Annotated in this window: 19 protein-coding genes; 12 read left to right on the forward strand and 7 right to left on the reverse strand. The window is 69.1% G+C overall.

Going from position 1 to position 21,866, the window contains the following annotated elements; translation table 11 throughout:
• The first annotated feature begins 67 nt into the window (after positions 1 to 67).
• Positions 68 to 1,435 (forward strand): T6SS phospholipase effector Tle1-like catalytic domain-containing protein, encoded by a 1,368-nt coding sequence (locus NJ1_RS21615; RefSeq protein ID WP_067697308.1) that lies wholly within the window; start codon positions 68 to 70, stop codon positions 1,433 to 1,435.
• Between the two features lie 50 nt (positions 1,436 to 1,485).
• Here NJ1_RS21615 and treY read toward each other — a convergent pair whose 3' ends face one another.
• From treY to NJ1_RS21630, 3 genes are all read right to left on the reverse strand, one after another.
• Positions 1,486 to 3,894, reverse strand: coding sequence for a malto-oligosyltrehalose synthase (treY, locus tag NJ1_RS21620; protein WP_067697310.1), 2,409 nt, complete (start codon positions 3,892 to 3,894; stop codon positions 1,486 to 1,488).
• Between the two features lie 11 nt (positions 3,895 to 3,905).
• Positions 3,906 to 6,023, reverse strand: a complete 2,118-nt coding sequence (gene glgX, locus NJ1_RS21625; protein WP_067697312.1) for a glycogen debranching protein GlgX — start codon at positions 6,021 to 6,023, stop codon at positions 3,906 to 3,908.
• 77 nt (positions 6,024 to 6,100) lie between these two features.
• On the reverse strand, positions 6,101 to 7,105 hold the full coding sequence (locus NJ1_RS21630; protein WP_084478601.1) for a bifunctional helix-turn-helix transcriptional regulator/GNAT family N-acetyltransferase: 1,005 nt from the start codon (positions 7,103 to 7,105) through the stop codon (positions 6,101 to 6,103).
• Positions 7,106 to 7,291: 186 nt separating this feature from the next.
• Here NJ1_RS21630 and NJ1_RS21635 point away from each other — a divergent pair, with 186 nt between their 5' ends.
• Positions 7,292 to 8,560, forward strand: a complete 1,269-nt coding sequence (locus NJ1_RS21635; RefSeq protein ID WP_067697314.1) for an adenosylmethionine--8-amino-7-oxononanoate transaminase — start codon at positions 7,292 to 7,294, stop codon at positions 8,558 to 8,560.
• A gap of 480 nt (positions 8,561 to 9,040) precedes the next feature.
• On the opposite strand, the gene NJ1_RS21640 is transcribed toward NJ1_RS21635, so the two are convergent.
• Positions 9,041 to 9,349 (reverse strand): hypothetical protein, encoded by a 309-nt coding sequence (locus tag NJ1_RS21640; RefSeq protein ID WP_157574141.1) that lies wholly within the window; start codon positions 9,347 to 9,349, stop codon positions 9,041 to 9,043.
• Positions 9,350 to 9,434: 85 nt separating this feature from the next.
• On the opposite strand from NJ1_RS21640, the gene NJ1_RS21645 reads away from it, so the two are divergent.
• The 3 genes from NJ1_RS21645 to NJ1_RS21655 all read left to right on the forward strand — a co-directional run bounded on the left by NJ1_RS21645 (position 9,435) and on the right by NJ1_RS21655 (position 12,846).
• Complete coding sequence (locus NJ1_RS21645; RefSeq protein ID WP_067697318.1) at positions 9,435 to 10,592, forward strand: 8-amino-7-oxononanoate synthase; 1,158 nt, start codon at positions 9,435 to 9,437, stop codon at positions 10,590 to 10,592.
• Positions 10,589 to 11,278 (forward strand): dethiobiotin synthase, encoded by a 690-nt coding sequence (bioD, locus tag NJ1_RS21650; protein WP_067697320.1) that lies wholly within the window; start codon positions 10,589 to 10,591, stop codon positions 11,276 to 11,278. Before NJ1_RS21645 ends, bioD begins: the two co-directional genes overlap by 4 nt.
• Positions 11,279 to 11,691: 413 nt before the next feature.
• Positions 11,692 to 12,846: an alpha/beta fold hydrolase gene (locus NJ1_RS21655; RefSeq protein WP_067697322.1), complete on the forward strand. Its 1,155-nt coding sequence runs from the start codon at positions 11,692 to 11,694 to the stop codon at positions 12,844 to 12,846.
• A gap of 227 nt (positions 12,847 to 13,073) precedes the next feature.
• Here the strand turns inward: NJ1_RS21655 and NJ1_RS21660 are convergent, their stop codons facing one another.
• Positions 13,074 to 13,658, reverse strand: a complete 585-nt coding sequence (locus tag NJ1_RS21660; protein WP_067697324.1) for a TetR/AcrR family transcriptional regulator C-terminal domain-containing protein — start codon at positions 13,656 to 13,658, stop codon at positions 13,074 to 13,076.
• 109 nt (positions 13,659 to 13,767) lie between these two features.
• On the opposite strand from NJ1_RS21660, the gene bioB reads away from it, so the two are divergent.
• The 4 genes from bioB (at position 13,768) to NJ1_RS39765 (ending at position 16,326) form a co-directional block, all read left to right on the forward strand.
• Positions 13,768 to 14,805 (forward strand): biotin synthase BioB, encoded by a 1,038-nt coding sequence (gene bioB, locus NJ1_RS21665; RefSeq protein WP_067697326.1) that lies wholly within the window; start codon positions 13,768 to 13,770, stop codon positions 14,803 to 14,805.
• A 236-nt stretch (positions 14,806 to 15,041) separates the two neighbouring features.
• The gene (gene bsaP / locus NJ1_RS21670) at positions 15,042 to 15,257 is read left to right on the forward strand and encodes a biotin synthase auxiliary protein BsaP (RefSeq protein WP_169813182.1); all 216 of its coding nucleotides are present in this window, start codon (positions 15,042 to 15,044) and stop codon (positions 15,255 to 15,257) included.
• On the forward strand, positions 15,257 to 15,964 hold the full coding sequence (locus tag NJ1_RS21675) for a DUF2567 domain-containing protein (RefSeq protein ID WP_067697328.1): 708 nt from the start codon (positions 15,257 to 15,259) through the stop codon (positions 15,962 to 15,964). The genes bsaP and NJ1_RS21675 overlap by 1 nt, the downstream gene beginning before the upstream one ends.
• Before the next feature lie 188 nt (positions 15,965 to 16,152).
• On the forward strand, positions 16,153 to 16,326 hold the full coding sequence (locus NJ1_RS39765) for a hypothetical protein (RefSeq protein WP_169813178.1): 174 nt from the start codon (positions 16,153 to 16,155) through the stop codon (positions 16,324 to 16,326).
• Between the two features lie 147 nt (positions 16,327 to 16,473).
• Here the strand turns inward: NJ1_RS39765 and NJ1_RS21680 are convergent, their stop codons facing one another.
• Complete coding sequence (locus NJ1_RS21680) at positions 16,474 to 17,235, reverse strand: NUDIX hydrolase (RefSeq protein WP_067697330.1); 762 nt, start codon at positions 17,233 to 17,235, stop codon at positions 16,474 to 16,476.
• Positions 17,236 to 17,311: 76 nt separating this feature from the next.
• On the opposite strand from NJ1_RS21680, the gene nadA reads away from it, so the two are divergent.
• The 3 genes from nadA to nadC all read left to right on the forward strand — a co-directional run bounded on the left by nadA (position 17,312) and on the right by nadC (position 21,237).
• Positions 17,312 to 18,349 (forward strand): quinolinate synthase NadA, encoded by a 1,038-nt coding sequence (gene nadA / locus NJ1_RS21685; RefSeq protein WP_067697332.1) that lies wholly within the window; start codon positions 17,312 to 17,314, stop codon positions 18,347 to 18,349.
• 190 nt (positions 18,350 to 18,539) lie between these two features.
• A complete protein-coding gene (locus NJ1_RS21690; RefSeq protein ID WP_067697334.1) occupies positions 18,540 to 20,171 on the forward strand; it encodes an L-aspartate oxidase in 1,632 nt (543 codons plus the stop codon).
• A 205-nt stretch (positions 20,172 to 20,376) separates the two neighbouring features.
• Entirely contained in the window at positions 20,377 to 21,237 is an 861-nt protein-coding gene (nadC, locus tag NJ1_RS21695) for a carboxylating nicotinate-nucleotide diphosphorylase (protein WP_067697336.1), read from the forward strand.
• Positions 21,238 to 21,430: 193 nt separating this feature from the next.
• Here nadC and NJ1_RS21700 read toward each other — a convergent pair whose 3' ends face one another.
• Positions 21,431 to 21,865: a tellurite resistance TerB family protein gene (locus NJ1_RS21700; protein WP_157574142.1), complete on the reverse strand. Its 435-nt coding sequence runs from the start codon at positions 21,863 to 21,865 to the stop codon at positions 21,431 to 21,433.
• Position 21,866 lies beyond the last annotated feature (1 nt).

Below are 21,866 nucleotides of genomic sequence, written 5' to 3' on the forward strand. Positions count from 1 at the left end.
AAACCGGACGGTCCTGGCGGGAGGATCCATAGATGGCAAGGGCGGAGAGTTCGAAGGGGTGGGGGAGATGAAACGACTGATCGTGTGCTGTGACGGCACCTGGAAGGCCGAATCCAGCAGCACGGTGTCGAACATCGTGAAGATCGCGCAGACGGTGCGGCTGTCCGGGTCCGATCGCGGCGGGAATTCGGTCGGGCAGCGGGTGTACTACGTGTCCGGGCCGGGTGCGCGGGGCTTCGCCGGCGACCGGCTGCTTGGCGGCGCGTTCGGGCTCGGGCTCGAGGCGAACCTGTCCGCCGCGTACTGGCAGCTGGCGCTGAACTGGGAACCCGGCGACGAGATCTTCATCTTCGGGTTCAGCCGCGGCGCGTACACCGCGCGCAGCCTGGCCGGGATGATCAACCGCCTCGGCATCCTCACCTACACCGCGATGATCGACGGCAAGTATCCCGAGGCGCTGCGGATCTACCAGCAGCGCAAGCTGAACCCGGATGATCCCGATCCGCCCGCGTGGGCCGAATTCCGCAGGGAGAACTGCTATCCCGATCCGGTGACCATCAATTTCCTCGGCGTCTTCGATACCGTCGGCGCGATGGGGATTCCGGGTATCACCGCGTGGCGGCACCGCTTCCACGATGTGCGCCTGGGCCGGAACGTGTTGTGCGCCAGGCAGGCTCTGGCCATCGACGAGCGCCGCCGCGCGTTCGAGCCCTGTCTGTGGGAGGTGCCGGTCGAGCTGACGCCGAAGTACCGCAGGCCCGATCGGGTGAAGCAGGTCTGGTTCGAGGGCGTGCACAGCGATATCGGCGGCGGCTACGAGGAATGCGCGCTGTCCGACATCACGCTGCGCTGGATGATCGCCGAGGCGGAGTCCGAGGGGCTCGCCTTCGATCACGATCGGCTCGCCGTGCTGCACCGGCATTGCCCGTGCCCGCCGAAAACCCATTTCCGGCTGCATGATTCGCTCGGGGCCGGGTTCCGGATCCTGAATTTCGCTCGCCTGCTGCGGCATCCGCGCAGTCCGCGATTCTACTGGGATTCATGGCGGCGCATGCTCGAGCCGCGGGATCAGGCCAGCCGTCTGGCCTCGACGGTCGAACGCGACGGATACGAGCCGCCGAACCTGCGCCGCTGGCGCGAGGCGAGCCGCGGCCCCGACGCCGCACCGCTGATCATCGAGCCGATCCCGCCCGCATCGGATCCGGTGCAGGGCCCGCTGATGGAACCGCCGGACGCCACCCGGAGCCTCGCGGGCCGATCGACGGCCATGGCGCGGCCGGACGACGGGCCGCAGGCGGAGTTGGAGGCCGAGGCGCGGCGGGAAGCGGCCGTGCCCATCTTCGTGCCGGACCCCGGCGTCACGAGGCAGGTCGCCGCCGAGCCGGTGGAAGCGGGCACGGGCGCTCCCGCGTCGAACGGTGGAACACCTGCCTGACACGCCCCGGGACGCCCTTTGTGTCCCGGGGGTCGGTCCTCCGGCGGGTCTCAGCGCACGAGCAGTGCGATCGGCAGCCGGGCGAACAGTTTCTCCAGGCGAGCCCGCCCGGAGAAGGTGTGCCCGGTGAGCCGATCGGTCCAATGCCCCTGCGGCAGATCGAGCACGGTGTCCGCCCAGCCGCCCGCCTCGTCGAGCCGGATGCTGTGGCGGGTGACGGCGACGATCACCTCGGGAGTCTCACCGGAGCGCCCGCGCGCGAACGACACCAGATTGTTGGCGTGGTCGCCGGAGGCGAACAGCGGAGTGTAGGTGCCCCCGACGAAGCACTCCGGGCGTTCGCGGCGCAGCCACAGCGCGTACGCCACGATCCACATCTTCACCGCTCCGGAGGGATCCAGATCCGGTGTGCCGGTGAGGGATTGCAGCAGCAGCGAGCGGTGCGTGAAATCGACCGGGCGACGGTTGTCCGGGTCGACGAGGGAGTCCTCCCACAGTTCGCAGCCCTGGTAGATGTCCGGGATCCCCGGACCGCACAGCTGAAGCAGCTTCTGCGCCAGGGAATCCGACCAGGCGTGCGAGGCGAGATCGGTGACGAACTCGCCCAGCTCCGCGCCGACCGGGCCGTCGATGACGGTGTCGATCCAGCGATGCACCGCGGTCTCGAACTCGGTATCGGTCTCCTCCCAGGAGGATCGGGTGCCGGCCTCGCGAACGGCCTTCTCCGCGAACTGATGGATGCGCTCGCGGAATCCGGGCACCGCGGCGGCGGGGCGGCCGTCCGCGGGCCAGGCGCCGAACATGTTCTGCAGCAGGAAGAGTGTGGTCGCGCCGTCCGGACCGGGCGCGATGTCGTTCCACGCGCCGACCGCGCGCGCCCAGATGTCCGGGACCTGCGAGAGCATGCCGATCCGGGCGCGCACATCCTCGCCGCGCTTGGTGTCATGGGTGGACAGCGTGGACATGGTGGCCGGCCAGCGGATCGCGCGCGAGGCGTTGGCCAGGTGGAACTCGATGAGCGAGCAGCCGAACCGGGCCGGGTCCGCGCCCATCTCCTGCAGCGACACCAGCCGGGCCGCGCGGTAGAACATGGTGTCCTCCACCGCTTTCGCGGTGATCGCGCCGCCGGTCTGATGGAAGCGCGTCGTCGCCTCGCCGTTGATGCCCAGCGCGGTCACCAGCACCTGCAGCGGCGCGGTGAGCTCCTGGTTGCGCCGGGCCACCTCGGCCACGACCGCCCCGATCATCCCGGCCAGCGGTGCGTAGTCGGTGCGGTACACCGGCATGAAGGAGAGCACCTCGATGGTGGCGTTGGTCAGCGCCATGGTGTCGAAGGCGTCGGCGCGGGCATCGCGCTTGATCGCCGCGACCAGGCGGCGCACCTCCGGCACCAGCATGGTCTCGGCGACCGCGCGCTTGATCCGGTGCTCGTTCTCGGTGAACCAGGCGTGATCGCTGCCGTGCCCGGTGAATTGGCGGGACAGGTCGGTGAGCTGCTTCTCCCCGTCCGGGTCGATGAGCACGCCGCCGATATCGGCGAGGGCGTCGTAACCGGTGGTGCCGTCGATGGGCAGGGTCGCGTCGAGGGGTTCGCGATTGGACAGCACCTTCTCCACCAGCAGCAGGCGCTGCGGGCCGATCAGGGTGCGCAGGCGGGCCAGATACTGGGCGGGCTCGGCCAGGCCGTCCGGATGGTCCACGCGCACACCGTCGATGAGGTCGTGCTCGCACCAGGCCGACAGCTCGCGATGGGTGGCCTCGAAGACCGCCGTCTCCTCCTGCCGGATGGCGGCGAGCCCGCCGACGGTGAAGTAGCGCCGGTACCCGCACAGTCCGGACTTCCAGTTGACCAGGCGATAGTGCTGCTTGTCGTGGATGCGCAGCGCGTTCTCGCCGTCGGTGCCGGGTGCGATGGGGAATCGCATATCGCGCAGCGCCAGCATGGGTTCGGCGCCGCTGCGGTCCACGGTCAGCGCGGCGGGATCGTTCTCGTTGGCCAGCACCGGCAGCGCGATGCGCCCGCCCGCGCCGTTGCCCGCACTCCAGTCGATGTCGAACCAGTTCGCGTACGGCGAGGCCTTGCCGTCCCGAAGCACGTCCCACCACCACTGATTCTGCCGGGGATCCCCGACGCCCACGTGGTTCGGCACCACATCGACGATGAGCCCCATGCCGCGGCTGCGCACCTCGTCCGAGAGCGCCTTGAAGCCGCCCGGCCCGCCCAGCCCCGCCGACACGGTGGTCGGATCGGTGATGTCGTAGCCGTGCGTGGAGCCGCGCGTGGCGGTCTGCACCGGGGACAGGTACAGGTGCGAAATACCCAATTGCTGCAGGTATTCGGCGATCGCGCGCGCATCGGCGAAGGTGAGCGCGTCGGGCCGCAATTGCAGGCGGTAGGTGCTGCGGACGGTCGTGTGCCGGGCGATGGGGCCGGTGGTGTGTTCGGGCGTGCTGGTCATGGCGCTTTCGATCATGCCGTACGTCTCAGGACGAGCAGGCAGCGTGCGGGGACTTGCACGGTCGCGGTGGCCGGATGGTCGGTCTCGGTGGCCGGTGCGCCGGTCGGGGTGGAGCAGTCCAGGCTGACCGACCAGGAGTTTCCGTGGTCGGCGTCGGGCAGGGTGAAGGCGAGCGATTCGTCGTGCGCGTTGAAGCACAGTAGGAAGGAATCGTCGGTGATGCGTTCCCCACGCGGCCCCGGTTCCCGGATGCCGTCGCCGTTGAGGAAGACCGTGAGCGCGCGGGTGAAGCCGTTCTCCCAGTCCGCGTCGTTCATCGCCGCGCCGCCCGGGGTGAACCAGGCGATGTCGTCGGGATGGTCGTGGGTCGGCGCGGGCCGGCCGTCGAAGAAGCGGCGACGGCGGAACACCGGATGCGCGGCGCGCAAAGCGACTGCGCGGCGGGTGAATTCGAGCAGATCGGAATTGGTGTGCATGAGCTCCCAGTCCATCCACGACAGCGCGGAGTCTTGGCAGTAGACGTTGTTGTTGCCCTGCTGGGTGCGGCCGATCTCGTCGCCGTGCAACAGCATCGGGGTGCCCTGGGACAGCATGAGGGTGGCCAGCAGATTGCGGCTCTGCCGCGCACGCAGCTCGAGTACCCCGGGATCGTGGGTGGGACCCTCCGCGCCGCAGTTCCAGGAGCGGTTCCAGGTCTCGCCGTCCTGATTGCCCTCGCCGTTGGCCTCGTTGTGTTTGTCGTTGTAGGACACCAGATCCGCGAGGGTGAACCCGTCGTGCGCGGTCACGAAATTGATGCTCGCGCCGGGGCGGCGGCCGGTGGTCTCGTACAGATCCGAACTGCCCGTGAGCCGAGAGGCGAACTCGCCCAACGCCGCCGGTTGCCCGCGCCAGTAATCCCGCACGGTGTCACGGTATTTGCCGTTCCACTCGGTCCAGGCCGCCGGGAAATTCCCGACCTGATAGCCGCCCTCGCCGACGTCCCAGGGTTCGGCGATCAGCTTCACCTGGCTGACCACCGGATCCTGGTGCACCAGATCGAAGAACGTGGACAGCCGGTCCACGTCGTGCAGTTCCCGGGCGAGCGCTGCCGCGAGATCGAACCGGAAGCCGTCCACGTGCATCTCCAGCACCCAGTACCGCAGCGAATCCATGATCAGCTGCAGGGTGTGCGGATGGCGCACGTTGAGGCTGTTGCCGGTGCCGGTGTAATCCATGTAGTGCTGCGGATCATCGTCCACCAGACGGTAATACGCGGCATTGTCGATACCCCGGAAGGAGAGCGTGGGACCGAACTCGTTGCCCTCGGCGGTGTGGTTGTAGACCACGTCCAGGATGACCTCGATGCCCGCCGCGTGGAAGGCGCGCACCATGGCCTTGAATTCGGTGACCGCCGCGCCCGGGGTCTTGCTCGCGGCGTATTCGCGGTGCGGGGCGAAGTAACCGAAACTGTTGTACCCCCAGTAGTTTCGCAGTCCGCGATCCAGCAGGATGCGATCGTGCAGGAACTGGTGCACCGGCATGAGTTCGATCGCGGTGATGCCCAGGCGCACCAGGTGCTCGATGATCGCGGGATGCGCCATGCCCGCGAAGGTGCCGCGCAGCCGCGGCGGGACTTGCGGATGGGTGTGGGTCATGCCCTTGACGTGCGCCTCGTAGATGACCGTCTCGTGGTACGGGCGTTCGGGCGCGCGATCGCCGGCCCAGTCGAAGAAGGGGTCGATCACGACGCCGGTCATGGTGTGGCCGAGGGTGTTCCGGCCATGGTTGTACGGGGCTACGTCCGCGCCGAAATCGCCCTCGAATCCCTTGCCGTACGGGTCCAGCAGCAGTTTGCTGGGATCGCAGCGCAGGCCGCGCGCGGGATCGAAGGGGCCGTGCACCCGGAAGCCGTAGCGCTGACCCGGGGAGATGCCGGGTAGGTAGGCGTGCCAGACGTAGCCGTCCACCTCGTCCAGCGGGATCCGGGTCTCGCGGTTCTCCTCGTCGATCAGGCACAGTTCGACCCGCCGGGCCACCTCGGAGAACAGCGAGAAATTGGTGCCCGCGCCGTCGTAGGTGGCGCCCAGCGGATAGGCGGTCCCCGGCCACACACCCGGTGGTGCGGTGATCGGGGTTGCGGGAGCCATGCCCAGACCCTATCGGTCCCGGCCGAGCCTGGATTCCGGTGCCCGGGCATCGGCCGAAATACGGACTATTCGTACACTCACGCGAGTTCGCGCCGCCATTGCTGACCGAGCAGGTCGTGGCCGAACAGGTGCTGCGGATCCTCCTGCACCAGTTGGAATCCCGCACGCTCGTAGATTCGGCGCGCGGCGACCTGGGTGGCGGTCGTCCACAGCACGATCTCGCGGTAGCCGGCGCTCGCCGCGAAGCGCACGCATTCGGTCACGAGCGCGCTGCCCACCCCCAGTCCGCGGACCGAGGGCTCCACCAGCAGCACCCGCAGCCGGGCGGTGGTGTCGCTCTCGCGCATGCAGAAGACCGAGCCGACCGGCACGCTGTCGTGCTCGGCGATCCAGGCCCGTTCTCGTTGCGGGTCATGGGAATCGAGGAAATCGGCGACGATGCGCGCGACCAGCGCCTCGTAGTCGCGGGTCCAGCCGAACTCCTCGGCGTAGATCGCGCCGTTGCGCTGGATCACCCAGCCGTGGTCGCCGGGGCGCGGGGCGCGCAGGGTCACCGCGGTGGTGTCCGCGGCGGCGGGGGCGTCGAGGATCCGCTCGATGGTGTGCATCGCGCCGATCAGGTGGGCGCGGGTCGCGGGGGAGTGCGGGCCGAGCAACCGGCCGATATCGCGCTGGGTGCGTTCGTCGAGTTCGGCGAAGGCGGTGCGGCCCGCTCCCGTGAGTTCGACGACCTGGCGGCGGCCGTCGACGTCGGAGCGCCGCCGCGCGACCAGGGCGCGGCCCTCGAACTTGGCCAGGATTCGGCTGAGGTAACCGGCGTCCAGATCCAGGGCGCGGCGCAGTCCGACCACTTCGGCCGGGCCGAAATTGGCCAGTTCGAACAGGATTCGCGCTTCGGTGAGGGAGAATTCGGTCCCGAGCAGACCGCTGCGCAGCACGCCGATGATGCGGGTGTAATGCCGGTTGAAGGCGCGAACCGCGTCGATGTGCCGGATGTCGACGGAGTGGGCGGCCGGTGCGGGTCGTGCCTCGGCCGAGGGCGGTGTCTCGGTCGGGCTGGTTCCGGGCGCGTGGGGTGTCATCGCTGCTCCAATCCTTTGACGGAGTCAAAGGTACGCGCTGTGCGGCCGGTCCAGGGCCGGTTCTGGCCTATTCGGTGAATTCCGGCCCGCATGGCCCGAGCGGCTGTTCCGGTGGTAACTTGAACGGCGTTCAAGCCTGTTCCGGTGGCATCCGCGACAGGGTTCGCAGCCCCCGAAGGAAGTCCCGTGGCATTGGCTCCCGAAGAGATCACCGCCATCGACGCGGCGCACGTATGGCATCCGTACGGCGGCTTCCCGGCCACCACAGAGCCGCTCGTCGTAGCCTCCGCCGCCGGAACCCGGCTCACCCTCGCCGACGGTCGTGAACTCGTCGACGGCATGAGCTCCTGGTGGGCCGCGGTGCACGGGTATCAGCATCCGGTGCTGGACGCGGCATTGCTCGCGCAGTCGCGGCGGATGAGTCACGTCATGTTCGGCGGGCTCACCCACGAACCGGCGGCGCGGCTCTCGCAACTGCTCGTGGAACTCACTCCCGCGGGGCTGGACAAGGTGTTCCTGTGCGACTCCGGTTCGGTGTCGGTCGAGGTCGCGGTGAAGATGTGCCTGCAGTACCAGCGGGCGGCCGGGCGTCCCGGCAAGCACCGTCTGCTCACCTGGCGGGGCGGCTATCACGGCGACACCTTCACCCCGATGAGCGTGTGCGATCCCGAGGGCGGCATGCACGCGCTGTGGACCGATATTCTCGCGGAACAGCTCTTCGTGCCCGCGCCGCCGAAAGACTATGAGCTCGAGTACGTCTGGGATCTCGAGAGCCGAATCGCCGCGCACGCGCACGAATTGGCCGCGGTCATCGTGGAGCCGGTGGTGCAGGGCGCGGGCGGTATGCGCTTCCACGATCCGCGCTACCTGGCGGATCTGCGCCGGATCTGCGACGAGCACGGCGTGCTGCTGGTGTTCGACGAGATCGCCACCGGATTCGGCCGCACCGGAACGTTTTTCGCCGCCGACGCCGCCGGGGTCACCCCCGATGTCATGTGCGTGGGCAAGGCCCTCACCGGCGGCTACCTGACCCTCGCCGCCGCGCTGTGCACCACCGAGATCGCCGAAACCATCAGCCGCTCGCACGGCGGTCTCATGCACGGGCCCACCTTCATGGGCAACCCGCTGGCCTGCGCGGTCGCCGTCGCCTCGGTCGAACTGCTGCTCGCACGCGACTGGCAGTCCGAGGTGCGCCGCATCGAAGGCGAACTCCGCACCGGTCTGGCCCCGGCCCGCGACCTACCGGGCATCGCCGAGGTCCGGGTGCACGGCGCGATCGGCGTCATCGAACTCGACCACCCGGTCGACATGCGCAAAGCCACCCACGCGGCCGTCGACGCCGGCGTCTGGCTCCGCCCCTTCCGCAACCTGATCTACACCATGCCCCCGTTCATCAGCACGACCGACGACGTCGCCCGCATCACCACCGCCATGGTCGCGGCCGCCGCCACCTGATCGCGTCGCCGCGCGAGGAGTCGGCGCGGACCGTGGCGCCGGAATCTCCGCGAGGTCGCATCGTGGTCTCGGCTCGACCCTCACGGTGCACTCGTCGTATCTGTCGTCGTCCGCCGAACCGACGGCCTCACCCAGGCGGCGAGTCGATGCGGGGCGGGGGAATCGCTATGCGCGTCGAATGTCGGAATCGCCCATGCCATTCGGGCGAGCATCGCGCGAAACCCGGTACTGGTGCGTGGCCGGTGGCCGCCGGTGGCGAGGCGGTGCGGGAAGGTTGCTCCGGGACGAGCGGTTCGGCGGGATTTTCCATCGGAGGGCGGGTTCGATTGGGGCGGAGGCGGTCTCGGCCGTTTTTCGCGCGTGCCGATCTGGCCTCGTGGCCTCGCTGCCCCGTGTCGCCACCGGACGCCGCTCGCGGCGGGTGTGCGGTGGTGACGCTGGGATGTGGCCGCCTGCGTGCGGGCCGCTCGAGTGCGTCAGCTATTTGGCGCGTTTCTCTCGGACGCGTTCCGCGTTCTCGCTGTCCGACAAGACTTCCCACACACGGAATACGCAGTGGTAGCTGTCGGACCACCCTCGGGCGATCAGCATGAAGGTGTCGCCGTCGCGAAGGATGGTGCGGCGGCTGATCAACTTCGGATGATCGGGGGCGAATTTCGATACGAGGTCGGGCAGTTTCGCGAGTGCTTGTTCGCGGGTGCCCACCACCTCGCTGATGACTTTCGGGGTCCAGGATTTGCTGTCCCCGAAGCCGGTCGTCTGCTCGACCACTATTGCCCATCGTGGCATCGCGCAGCCTCCTTAGACCATCCAGCATAGTCCCGCCGACCGGGCGGGTACCGTCCTGAACGCCGTTCAAGTATGCTGCCGAGCTGTGAGTAGTGCCGATCCCCTCAGTTGGTTGGACGAGCGCGCCGCCGAGCGCGTGGACGCCGGATTGCGCCGGGAGCTGCGCGCGCGGGCCCCCGAGACCGCGAGCATCGACCTCGCCTCGAACGACTATCTCGGGCTGGTGCGCCACCCCGAGGTGATCGACGGCGCGATCGACTCACTGCGCCGCTGGGGCGCCGGCGCGACCGGGTCCCGCCTGGTGACCGGCACCACCGCCGAACACGAACTGCTCGAGCGTGAGCTCGCCGAATTCGCCGGTGCGCAATCGGGTCTGGTGTTCGCCTCCGGCTACGCCGCGAACCTGGGCGCCGTCACCGCGCTGGCCGGGCGCGGGTCGCTCGTGGTGTCGGACGCGGGCAGCCACGCGTCGCTGGTGGATGCCTGCCGGTTGTCCAGGGCGCGCGTCGAAGTCGCCGCACACCGCGATGTGGAGGCGGTGGACCGCCTGCTGGCCGGGCGTGCCGAGGAACGGGCGCTGGTGCTCACCGATTCGGTCTTCAGCGCGGACGGGGATCTGGCTCCGCTGGCGGACCTGCATCGCGTCACCCGGGCCAATGGCGCGGTGCTGATCGTGGACGAGGCACACGGACTGGGCGTGCGCGGCCAGGGCGGTCGCGGCCTGGTGCACGAGGCCGGTCTGGCGGGCGAACCCGATCTGGTGATCACCGCGACGCTGTCCAAAGGCTTTGCCGCACAGGGCGGTGTGGTGCTGGCGAGCGAACGGGTGCGCGCCCATCTCATCGACTCGGCCCGCACCTTCATCTTCGATACCGGCCTGGCCCCCGCCGCCGTGGGCGCCGCGCGCGCCGCGCTCGCGATCCTGCGCCGGGAACCGGAACTGGCCACCCGGGTGCTGGATCGCGCCGCCGATCTGGCGCGCATCGCCGGTGTGGCACAGCCGGATTCGGCTGTCGTGTCGGTCGTGCTGGGGGAGGCGCAGGTCGCGTACGACGCCGCCCAGGCCTGCCGCGCCCGCGGTCTCAGCGTCGGCTGCTTCCGTCCGCCGTCGGTGCCGGAGGGCACCTCACGCCTGCGCCTGACCGCGCGCGCCAACCTGACCGAGGCCGAACTGGCCACCATCGCAACGGTTCTCGGCGAAGTGCTCGCGCACGCCCGCACCCGCCAGGCGGTTTCGGCATGAGCCTGCTGTTCGTCACCGGCACCTCCACCGATGTCGGCAAGACCATCGTCACCGCCGCCCTCGCCGCCACCGCCCGCGCGGCCGGCGCGCACGTGGCCGTGTGCAAACCCGCCCAGACCGGCATGGGCCCGGGAGAACCCGGCGACCTGAGCGAGATCGAGCGCCTGTCCGGCGTGAGTCGCACCCTCGAGCTGGCCCGCTACCCCGATCCGCTGGCCCCCGACACCGCGGCCCGCCGCTGCGGCGCACCCCTGCTCACTCTCGCCGAAACCGCCGCGGCCATCGACTCCTGCGCCGATGCCGACCTGGTTCTGGTCGAAGGCGCGGGCGGCCTGCTGGTCCGGATGGGCGAATTCACCCTGCTCGACCTGGCCCAGAAGCTCGACGCCCCGGTCCTGCTGGTCACCGCGGCCGGGCTCGGCACCCTCAACCACACCGAACTCACCACCCGCACCCTGCACGCCGCCGGGGTGCGCTGCGCCGGTCTGGTGATCGGCTCCTGGCCCGAAACCCCGGACCTGGCCTCGGAATGCAACCGCACCGATCTCCCCGCCGTCACCGGCGTGGACATCGTCGGCACCCTCCCCTCCGGGGTGGGCCGCTGGTCCGGCGCGGAATTCAGCGACGCGGCCCCGGGATGGTTCGACCCCGAATGGTCGGCCCGCCACCTGCACCCGCACGGCTGAGCGCGGGATCGAGCTTCCCCGGATCGGCCTCGCTCTCGGGGTTCGGTGGCAACTCGCCGCGCGGTTCCACATCTCGCTCACCTGCTCACCGCGGCGAGAAAGACGACCCCGCACACCGACACTGTCCACGGGACGCTCGCCGGGCTCGACCCGGATCGGGAAGTCGTGCGGCGCGCCGAGTTCGAGACCGAGAATTCCGCGCTGCGGGGCGAGATGATCACCCGTACCCTGGCCGACTTACTCGGTAGACGCGAGCCGTCGCGCAGCACGACAGTCTGCCCCCGGGCATCTCCTCCGAGGACGTCGAGCTGGGCTTTCGCCTGTCCCCGGCCGAGTCGGCGGACCTCGCAGAGGCAGCGCAACGGCAGTCGGACGGCTGAAATCCGTCCGGCGGATGCTTACAGTGGTTTGGTATGGCCCTGCCGGATTTTCCGAATCCGTCCACGGCCGCCCAGTACGACGATGAGCGGCGGCGCGCTCGCCTGCGCGCTACGCGGCTCGGGCACGACTGGGTGCGGTGGCGGCGAACTCGACGGACGCTGCTGCGCGCCGCGCTGATTCCGGTGGTGTTGCTGGGGATCTTCGCGCAATATCTGGCCTGGGACGTGATGCCCGAGCGGGACCGGCTCGCCCGCACCGAACCGGCGGTGCTGCCCATCGCGGGACCGTCCGATCCCGAAGCCACCGATACCGCCGTGTTCGATCTGGTCGGGCTCGGCGTGCTGGACGCGAGCGATACCGCCCGAGCGCTGCCCGCGCTGAGGAAACTCGGATCGGTGTGGGCGGTGCGGTACGACAACGCCGGCATCGACACCAAGGTGATCGCCGATCTGATCGTGAAGGTCGCGGTCGCCTCGCACACACCCAACGTGATCCTGTCCGGGCACAGTATGGGCGGGGTGATCGCCCTGGAGATCGCCAAACACCTGCACACCGGCAGCGACCGCAAAGTCCTTGCGGTACTGCTGGATTGCACGCCGGTCGATCTGCACGCGGTGCGACCGGAGAGCCGTGATCAAGGCGAGGAGATGCAGCGCTGGATGGGCTGGATACCCGGGGCCCGTGAGAGCCGGGTGCTGCGCTTCATCGTCGAAATGTATGCCCGGCACGAGAATTACACCGGCGGCGGGAAGTACGGGATCCGCGGCGATCGGTTCCGGTATTCGGTCAGGCAGGTGCTGCGCGACAAGATCCTCAATTCCGACACCGCCAGCAACGGGCTGATCGAGGCCCAGTTCAAGGCGATCGTGGCCGGTGGCGCCATCGACGATCTGGACGCCCTGGCCAAACCCGCGCTGGGCAAGGCACGTCCGGCCATCGTGTTCATCCGACCGCACGACGCGTATCGGGATCCGATCGTGGACGTGGAGTATTCGCATCGGGTGCTCATCGAGCAGGTCGGCGGCGTGAACGGCAGGCTGCTGGTGGTCCTGACCCGCACCACCGCGCACGCCAATCCCATTCAGCGGCCCCGGGAGTACAACACCGTCATCGCACAGCAGGTGGTTCCGTTCGTGCGGCAGGTCGAGCGCGAGTCCACCGAGCGCGCCTCGGCGGCCGGGCGCTGAGGGCCGCGGCGAGCGTGTCGGGGTCCGGGATTCGCACTGCGGTAGTCAGGCGGTGGGGGAGACTCGGGAGGGAGCGGTGGGGGAGACTCGGGAGGGAGTTGGGTCGGCCGATGCAATGCCGAGATCCGAAGCGAATGCGCGCGCGAGTTTCACCGAACGCGAGATGTAGCCGGTAACCATCCTGGACGGGTTTCGCGCTCGCCCAATGGCTTTCGATCGTCCCGAGTTCAGCGGACGCGGGTGCCGAGCAGGTGACGCACGCCACTGATGAAGAGTTGCAGGCCGAAATCGAAACGCGAGGTGGCGTCCGTGGTGTCGTACAGCGGCGAATTCTCTTCCGTCAGTGCGCCCGCGGAGTCCATCTGGATGCGGGACTGCTCGTCGACGGTCTGGCCCAGCACGTAGTAGAGCAGGGTGTAGGCCGCGAGATCGGCTTCCTCCCTGGTCATTCCGGCGCGAATGGCGGCACTGGCCAGACGCTCGCGGCCCTTGCTGGTGGTCAGGCGGGAGGCGTAGGTGGCCGACACCAGTTCGGCGCCGTCGCGGTACGCGAGCAGGCAACTTCGCAGGCGGTGCGCCAATTCGCTGATCTGGCCGGACCATTCGTCGGAGTCGAGGGTGTCCTCCATGGGAGCGAGGATGCGGTCCGCCACCGCGCCGAGCAGCGCCTGCTTGTTCGGGAAGTGCCAGTACAGCGCACCGGGCTGCACGTGCAGTGAACCTGCGAGCCGCCGCATGGTCAGATCCGCGAGTCCGTACTGGTCGAGAATGGCGATCGCGCCGTCGACCACATCGGTGCTGTGGAGTTGCACTGAAAAATCCGACCTCTCGTGTTCCGGCTCACGTTCTCGGCTGCTAGCCTACCCTGAACACCGTTCAAGTTGCTCGGCCACACCGGCCGGACGAAGGGATTCGTACGTCATGACCCAGGCCACCGTCAGCTCCGACGCAGCCGCCGCCACCGGCGAAGACATTCTCGCGATCGCTCGTGAGCAGGTGCTCGAGGGCGGCGTCGGCCTGACCCGGGAGCAGACCCTCGAGGTGCTGCGCCTCGGCGACGACCGGCTCGAGGAACTGCTCGGTCTCGCACACGACGTGCGCATGAAGTGGTGCGGCCCCGAGGTCGAGGTCGAGGGCATCATCTCGCTCAAGACCGGCGGCTGCCCCGAGGACTGCCACTTCTGTTCGCAGTCCGGCCTTTTCCAGTCGCCGGTGCGCGCCGCCTGGCTGGACATCCCCAGCCTGGTCGAGGCCGCCAAGCAGACCGCCAAGACCGGTGCGACCGAATTCTGCATCGTGGCAGCGGTTCGCGGCCCGGACGAGCGCCTCATGGCGCAGGTCGCCGCCGGCGTCGAGGCCATCCGCAACGAGGTCGACATCCAGGTCGCCTGCTCGCTGGGCATGCTGAATCAGGATCAGGTGAACCAGCTCGCCGCCATGGGCGTGCACCGCTACAACCACAATCTCGAGACCGCGCGCTCGCACTTCCCGAACGTGGTCACCACGCACACCTACGACGAGCGCTGGGAGACCCTGCGCATGGTGCGTGAGGCCGGCATGGAGGTCTGCTGCGGCGGCATCCTCGGCATGGGCGAATCCCTGGAGCAGCGTGCGGAATTCGCCTCCGATCTGGCCTCGCTGGAGCCGGACGAGGTGCCGCTGAACTTCCTCAACCCGCGCCCGGGCACCCCCTTCGGTGACCTCGAGGTGCTGCCCGCCGCCGACGCGCTGCGTGCGGTCGCCGCCTTCCGGCTGGCGTTGCCGCGCACCATCCTGCGCTTCGCGGGCGGTCGCGAGATCACCCTCGGCGATCTCGGCGCCAAGCAGGGCATCCTCGGCGGCATCAACGCCGTCATCGTCGGCAACTACCTCACCACCCTGGGCCGACCCGCCGAGTCCGATCTGGATCTGCTCAGCGAGCTCAGCATGCCGATCAAGGCCCTGAACGAAACCCTCTGAGATCAGCGAGTCCTCCGAAGCCGGTACCGTGTCGGTACCGGCGCGGCTCGCGTGCCGCACTCGGCGGGGCACAATGAATTCGGCCGTGTGCGATCGCTTGCGGGTCGCTCGAAACAACACCGCTTGCGATCGCTTGCGGGTCGCTCGAAAGCTGCCGTCGGCGACCCTTCGCGGTCGGTCGACATGAGTCCGCTGGCGATCGCCTACGGCGTCGCGCGAAAGGGTACGAGGTGGTCGTGGAGATAGAGGAGCGCTACAACCCGTTCACGGGCAAGCGCATCGTGCCGGGCCTGGACGACGCCGTACCGGCCGCCGCCGCACTGGGTTTGGAGCCGCCGCGCTTCTGCGAGCAGTGCGGTCGCCGCATGATCGTGCAGGTGAGCCCGGACGGCTGGTGGGCCAAATGCTCACGTCACGGTGTGCTCGACTCCAAGAGCCTGGAACACCGCTAGTGGCAACCGCGTTCGCCGCCACCGACCTGCCGCGTCGGCAGGGCGGACCGCTGCTGCGCGAAGTGCGCGCCGCCGGAATCGTTTTCGTGTCGGTCGTCGCCGTCAGCGCGCTGGCGGGAGTGGTGTGGGCGTATCTGGCTCCCGCCGAACAACTTCTGGTGGTGGAGCCCGATCGCGGCTCCGCGCTGACGGGGGAGAGCGCGCACCGCTTCGACTCGCTCGCCATCTTCGTGCTGACCGGCATCGTGCTCGGCGTGCTGACCGCGGCCGCCACCTGGCGCTGGCGCCGGGCGCGCGGACCGCTGCTGCTGATCGGGCTGCTGCTCGGCTCGGGTGCCGGCACCGTGGTGGCGCGGCTGGTCGGCGAGGCGGTAGCCGAGCAATTGCACGCGCGCCCCGCGCATCCGGCGATCCACTCGATCGTCGAATTCGCGCCGACCATCGACGGTCTGTCGGTGCTGATCGTGCAGCCGCTGTTCGCCGCGCTGGCGATCTTGATCATGACGGCGCTGAGCACCTCGGACGATCTGGGCAGCGGCCATCGCGCGCCGTTCGGTGCGGATCCCGAGAACGCCGCGGGACCCGGCCAGTTCGGTTCGGAGATCAGTTACGGCCCGTATCCGGGGGCGCCGCAGGGCTATGTCCGCCAGGATCCGGTGGTTCCGTTCCAGGCCCCCGGCGAGCCGGAGTCCGACCCGGACCGCTGAGCCTTCGCCCGGAGCGCCTCGACCCATCTCGGTGACGGGTCACCACCACCTCGCCGACACTCCGTTCCCGCCGTCTCGACCCCCATCCGGGCTCCCGCGAAATTCGCTGGAGCCCGCCGGACTATCCGGCTACCGTTGCGCGTTGACATGCACGGACACGGGTACTTTCTGCACGGAGGGGGGCGGCGATGAGGGCCGAGACACGCACCGAGAACACGCCGAACGCCACCGAGGCGGAGCGGCCGGATCTCCTCGCCTGGCGCCAGCGCCACGAGCTGCGCCGCTCCAATGCCGCACAGCCCATCCCGAGCGGTCGTCGCTACCGTCGCACCACCAAACACCGCCGCCGCGAACAGGATTGATCACGCGCGGCCGAGGGGACCGCGCGGTTCGTGCGGCCCTCGGTCTACGGAGCCGTGAACTCGAACAGACCCCGCGAGGCGTGGCAGCGTGGCTCTCGGGTTGTGTCGGTGCCCGGCCGACTCGACGGAACTCACCCGGTCGGTACCTCAGCTGGGCGGTCGAAGTGCCGCGAATTCGTCGGTCACCCGGATCTCGGAATCGGTGAAGCGGTACACGGCAGCGGGTCGTCCGCCGGTGCGGCCGGGGGAGTTGGTCGCGCCGGTCGGCATGATCACCTTGCGGCGGGTCAGGACTCGCTGCAGGTTGGTGGTGTCCACGTCGTATCCCAATGCCGCGCAGTAGATTTCACGCAGCGTGGACATGGTGAAGCGGTCCGGGGCAAGTGCGAACGCCATGTTCGTGTAGGAAAGCTTGGCGGCCAGGCGGTTTCGGGCGTGGTCCACCACGATGCCGTGATCGAAGGACATGTGCGGCAGTGCCGATACCGGATGCCAGCGGGTGTCGGGCGGCAGCACCGGTTCGGCGGTCAGCGGCACCAAACCCAGATAGGCCGAGGCGATCCGGCGATCCCCGGGCACCCGGTGCGGATCGCTGAAGACCGAGAGCTGTTCGAGATGGGTGAGCTCCCGGACGTCGACCTTCTCGGCCAGCTGCCGCGCCGCCGAGGTGTCCAGATCCTCCAGATCCCGCAGTTTTCCGCCGGGGAGCGACCAGGTGCCCTTGGCCGGGTCCAGGGCGCGCTCCCACAGCAGCACCGCGAGTTCGGTCCGCTGATCGGGCGGGCAACGCCGGGCGATCGCCGTTTCCGGCGGTATCGAAGCGTCTCCACCTGCGGTGATGGTGGACGGGAAGCGACGAACCTGGAACACGGCGGTGAGCGTTTCGTGGATAGTGCTACGATGGGCCACGTTTTCGATTCTAAGTCGAAAACCGATTGGATGCGAATCGGCGAAGTGGCCGGTCGCATGAGAGAAGGAGCCAGCCATGGCTGCACCAGGTGCGACGATCTCGCTCACCGAGCGCATCGTCGACGGGCCGTCGGGTTTCGGTGGCGTCGATGCCACCCCCGAGTGGGCGCAGGAGATCAAGCGATTGGCGCGCGAGCGCAACGCGACCATCCTGGCGCACAACTATCAGCTCCCCGAGATTCAGGACATCGCCGACCACGTCGGCGACTCCCTCGCGCTGTCCCGGATCGCCGCCGAGGCGCCCGAGGACACCATCGTCTTCTGCGGTGTGCACTTCATGGCCGAGACGGCCAAGATCCTCAGCCCCTCCAAGACCGTGCTGATCCCCGATCAGCGCGCCGGCTGCTCGCTGGCCGACTCCATCACCGCGGCGGATCTGCGGGCGTGGAAGGACGAGTACCCGGACGCCGTGGTGGTGTCGTACGTGAACACCACCGCCGCGGTGAAGGCGCTCACCGACATCTGCTGCACCTCCTCCAACGCGGTGGACGTGGTCGCCTCGATCGACCCCGACCGCGAGGTGCTGTTCCTGCCGGACCAGTTCCTGGGCGCGCACGTCAAGCGCATCACCGGCCGCGAGAACATGCACATCTGGATGGGCGAGTGCCACGTCCACGCCGGTATCAACGGTGACGAGCTCAACGAGCAGGCCCGCACCCACCCCGATGCCGAACTCTTCGTGCACCCCGAATGCGGCTGCGCCACCTCGGCGCTGTACCTCGCGGGGGCAGGGGAGTTCCCTGCCGATCGGGTGCACATCCTCTCGACCGGCGGCATGATCGACGCCGCCAAGGCGGCAAAGTCCAAGCAGGTGTTGGTCGCCACCGAGGTCGGCATGCTGCACCAGCTGCGTAAAGCGGCCCCCGGCATCGACTTCCAGGCCGTGAACGATCGCGCCTCGTGCGCCTACATGAAGATGATCACCCCGGCCGCCCTGCTGCGCTGCCTGGTGGAGAACCGCGATGAGGTGCACGTCGACCTCGAAACCGCCGAACTGGCACGCGGTTCCGTCCAGCGCATGATCGAGATCGGCAACCCCGGCGGCGGAGAGTGACCATGCCCCGCAACGGGGCGGCGACATCGGGAAGCGAGCTCGCGTCAGAGCTTGCGCACCCGGGTCGCGCGATATCGGAAGCTGTCCTGCCGGGCGGCTTCGTGTTCGATGCCCTCGGCCATGCCCCGAGCATGCCAGGCGCCGGGCGATCGGGCGGGGACGCGGCAGCCACCTCGAGAGGTGATGAGAAGTGAACACGACTTTGTCCATCGCGTGGGAATTCGACGCGGATCTGGTGGTTGTCGGCGGCGGAGTCGCAGGGCTGACCGCCGCGCGTACCGCTTCTCGGCGAGGGTTGAGAGTGCTCACCCTGAGCAAGGGCGGGCCCACCGACACCTCCACGCAGTACGCCCAGGGCGGGATCGCCGTGGTTGCGCCACACGGGGATTCGGTGGAATCGCATGTGCAGGACACTGTGGTCGCAGGGGCCGGACTGTGTGATCCCGGCGCGGTGCGGTCCATCGTCGAAGGCGGCGTGGACGCCGTCGCGGCGCTGACCGATCTGGGCGCGGTGTTCGATCACGGACGAGACGGGGAGGTCTCCCGCACTCGCGAGGGCGGGCACAGCACGCGTCGGATCATTCACGCGGGCGGTGACGCCACCGGCGCGGAGGTCCAGCGGGCCTTGAACGCCGCCGGACTTCCGGTGCTGTTCGGCGCGGCCGTGGTGGAGATCATCACCGGTCCCGACGGCGTGCGCGGCGTGGTTGCGGTGTCCGAGAAGGGTTTCGGGATCGTGCACGCACCGGCGGTGCTGCTGGCGACCGGTGGTCTGGGGCAGTTGTACGCGTGCAGCACCAACCCCGCCGGCGCTACCGCCGACGGGATCGCGCTGGCCCTGCGGGCCGGGGCGCTGGTCTCGGATCTGGAGTTCGTGCAGTTCCATCCCACCGTGCTGTTCACCCCCGGCGGGCTGGGGCGGCGACCCCTGATCAGCGAGGCCGTGCGCGGCGAGGGCGCGATTCTCGTGGACTCCGAGGGTGATTCGGTGACCGCGGGGGTGCATCCGCGCGGTGACCTGGCGCCACGCGATGTGGTGTCGCGGGCGATCGCGGCCAGGATGCGCACGCTCGGGACCGACCATGTCTACCTCGACGCCCGAGCGATCGACGGTTTCCCGCAGCGGTTTCCGACGATCACCGCCTCGTGTGGCGCGGTCGGCATCGATCCGCGCACCGATCTCATCCCGGTGGCCCCGGCCGCGCACTACCAGTGCGGCGGCGTGCTCACCGATACCCACGGGCGCACAACGGTTCCCGGCCTCTACGCCGCGGGCGAGGTCGCCCGCACCGGCCTGCACGGAGCCAACCGGCTCGCCTCCAACAGCCTGCTGGAAGGTCTCGTGGTCGGAGAGCGGGTCGGTGCGACAGCGGCCGAACGTCTCGGCGAGGCGGCGCGGGTCACCGGGATCGCGCCGGTCCGGCATCCTCGTGCGGACCGGAAACTGCTGCAGGAGTTGATGACCGAGCACGCCTCGGTGGTCCGTGACGGTGACGGCATGCGTGCAGCGGTGCTGCGCCTGGTGGGGCTGCTCTCGGACGCGGCTGCCGCCGTCGACACCGATCGGGTCGACTCGGCGGCGGTGATCCGGGATCTCGAGGATTCCGCGCTCACCCTCACCGCACGCACCCTGTTGCTGGCCGCGGCCGCCCGCACCGAAAGCCGGGGCTGCCATACCCGTTCGGACCATCCGGACCCGCGCGAGGAGCTGCACCGCAGCACCGCCGTCCGCCTGGGACCGAACGGCCGGCCGCAATTGCTTCCCGCCGGAACCGATATCCACGTGTCGTGGTCCCGCTCGACCGCCCCCGTCGCGCCATGATCGGCGCACCGGCGTTGACGGCATCAACGAGCGATGTCGCCCCGTGGATCAGTTCGCCCGCCCGGTGCCGCACCGGCGCTCGCGGCGTGAGTACCCGCCCCGGCCACCCTGTTCCACGCGCGCGGGTGCATCACGGCATCGCCGTCCGGGAACAGCCGGAGTTCGTATCGTTGCCAGTTCGTTTCATCGAAGAAGGAGTGCAGTGATGGCCCTCGACACCGGAATCGACCGCGACGAAGTCCTCGCGCTCATCCGCCGGGCGCTGCAGGAGGACCTGCGCTACGGGCCCGACATCACCACCCTGGCCACGGTCCCGGACGACGCGATCGCCAAGGCGGCCATGGGTTCTCGGCAGATCGGCACCGTCGCCGGACTCGATGTCGGCCTGCTGGTTCTGGACGAGGTGCTCGGCGCGGGCAACTACGAGGTCACCGAGCGGGTGGCCGACGGGACCCGCGTGCAGCCCGGTGACATCGTCATGCGCTTCGTCGCGCCGACGCGCGGCCTGCTCACCGCCGAGCGCACCCTGTTGAACCTGGTCTGTCATCTGTCCGGCATCGCCACCGCGACCTCGGCCTGGGTGGACGCGGTGCAGGGCACGGAGTGCCGAATTCGCGACAGCCGCAAGACCCTTCCCGGTCTGCGCGCGCTGCAGAAGTACGCGGTGCGGGTCGGCGGCGGCGTCAATCACCGCATGGGCCTCGGCGATGCCGCGCTGATCAAGGACAATCACGTGGTCGCGGCCGGATCCGTGGTCGCCGCCCTGCGCGCGGTCCGCGCACTCGATCCGAACATCGAGTGCGAGGTCGAGGTGGACAGTCTCGAACAGCTCGACGCGGTGCTGGCCGAGGACGTGGAACTGGTCCTGCTGGACAACTTCCCGCTCTGGGCGACCCAGGCCGCGGTGCAACGCCGCAACACTCGTTCGCCGCGCACGAAACTCGAATCCTCGGGCGGGCTTTCGCTGGATCAGGCCACCGACTACGCCCGCACCGGCGTGGACTACCTGGCCGTGGGCGCGCTCACCCATTCGGTCACCGTGCTGGACCTCGGCCTCGACATGTAGCACCGACCGGCCCTGCCCGGGGCGGGTGCCGACTCGCTCGACAGGAGCCGGGTTCGAGGTCCGCCCTCGATGTGGTCCGGACCGTTCGGATGTGATTCCGGACCATTCATCCGGGCGCACGCTCCGAACCCGTTCGTGCCCCTTGCGATTCCGCAGGGGGCACAAGCGTGTGCGGCCTACCCGCGGCTGCGGATCAGAGCCCGAACTCCTGCGGGTCCAGATGCAGCACCTGGCAGACCTCTTTGACCGCCGCGACCTCGTGCGCGTCGAAATTGCCGTCGGCATTGCCGATCATGATGCCGATCTGCACCACGGCACGGGCCTCGGTGGGCTTATCGGTGACCTTCGCGATCTGCTGCATGACGTAGGCGCGGCCGAACGCCGGATCCATGGTGATCCGATTGCAGTTGTCCTCGAACAGGTTCCGCAGATCGTCGGTGGGGAAGTGCTGCAGGATCGGATCCGCGCCGATGGTCTGCGCGACCCGCATCTTCTCCGACGGATCGATGCTGCCGTCCGCCGCGGCGACCAGTGCGCAGATGCCCATGGTGGCGTCCCGGAAGGAGCCGCCGCGCAGATCGTTGCGCTTGGCCATCAGCTGTTCGCGCCACTGTGGTGCCTTGTCCATC

It is taken from the genome of Nocardia jejuensis NBRC 103114 (assembly GCF_001613145.1).
In the GTDB taxonomy this organism is placed as follows: domain Bacteria; phylum Actinomycetota; class Actinomycetes; order Mycobacteriales; family Mycobacteriaceae; genus Nocardia; species Nocardia jejuensis.